1 protein-coding gene is annotated in these 1,294 nt (G+C 66.6%); it reads right to left on the bottom strand.

Annotation, left to right across the window (positions count from 1 at the left end):
* Positions 1 to 1,294 (bottom strand): collagenase (locus WA762_RS35385; RefSeq protein WP_335941698.1); only part of this gene is annotated, 1,294 nt, incomplete at both ends.

The following is a 1,294-nucleotide window of genomic DNA, read 5'->3' as shown; positions in this document are numbered from 1 at the left end:
CGGTCGCCGATGGTCGAGGTGAGCAGGGTGCGGGCGCCGTCCCAGTCGCCCTTGCGGTAGAGGCCGAGGAGGGTGTCGATGTCCGCGCGGTGGGACTCCAGCATGTAGCGGACGGCCAGGTAACCCCAGTTGTAGATTCGGGTCTGGTCGGCGTTCTCGTAGGTGGTGTCGTACAGGGTCCGCAGGGTGTAGGTGTGGTTCGCGGCCTGGGCGGCGGCGGCGTCGTAGTCGACCTTGCGGTATGAGTAGGAGACGTACTCCGCGAAGCCCTCGACCCACCAGACGGTCGGTGTGGTCAGTCCGGCCTCGAAGTCGCCGTGCATGTCGAAGCGGCCGTCGAGGTAGTGCGTGTACTCGTGGTTGAGGTTCCAGATCTGGAAGTCGGGGCGGGCCCACTCGGCCTCGTAGGCGATGAACCGGGGCTGATTGCCTTCCGCGGCGGGGTCGCCTTCCAGGTACATGCCGCCGTTGTTGGTGTTGATGCCGTAGATCGCGCCGGCGTAGGTCTGGTAGTCGGTGCTGGAGTCGAAGACCACGACCTCGATGGTCTTGTTGTTGTCGTCGGCGACCGGTCCGTTGTCCCGGGCGACCTCGTGGAAGTAGGCGTCCTGGTTGCGCAGGCTGGTGCAGCTGGCCTCGAGTTCCTCCGCGGCCATGTCCTGCGCCCGGATGGTGATGCTGTCGCTACAGGTGTGCTTCACCGGCAGGACGGCCTTTTCGAGACGGTCCGCGAGGTCGCAGGTGCCGTAGTACGAGCAGTTCGCCTTGTCGTAGGCCTCGACCATCTGCGCCACGGCGACCCAGAGCGGGGCGGTGGGGCCGGTGATGGAGCTCTTGCCGAGCAGCCCGGCGGCCAGCGGGCTTGCCTTGGGGCGCAGGGAGTCCTCCTTGAGGAAGCGGCCGAGCTCGAGTCCCGCGTTGGAGGCCAGGAAGGACTGCTTGCTGCCCAGCAGGTCGAGATGGCGCGTCGCGAAGTCGCTGAGGGCCTCCAGCGCGCTGGGGTCGGCCTCCACCGCGGTGATGAACTCCGGCACCTGGTGACCGCGGAAGAACACCGTGTACACGCTGTTCACGGCGTTGACCATGTACCAGAAGTCGTTGTACGAGGAGTCGTAGCCGGCCAGCAGCCGTTTGACGACGGGCAGGTAGCGGGCGTTCTCCACGGCGCTGTCGATCAATATGACGGCCTCGGACAGGGTCTGCCCGTTGGCGTCGGTGACGTCGAAGGCGTGCGAGGAGGCGAAGAACGCGTCGAGCGCGCCCTGGATGGCCGTACGCAGCTCCGGTCCGTAGC

Source organism: Streptomyces tyrfis, assembly GCF_037034285.1.
Taxonomy (GTDB): Bacteria; Actinomycetota; Actinomycetes; order Streptomycetales; family Streptomycetaceae; genus Streptomyces.
Note: the sequence above shows the minus strand (reverse complement) of the source record. Positions and strands in the feature narration are given on the sequence as shown.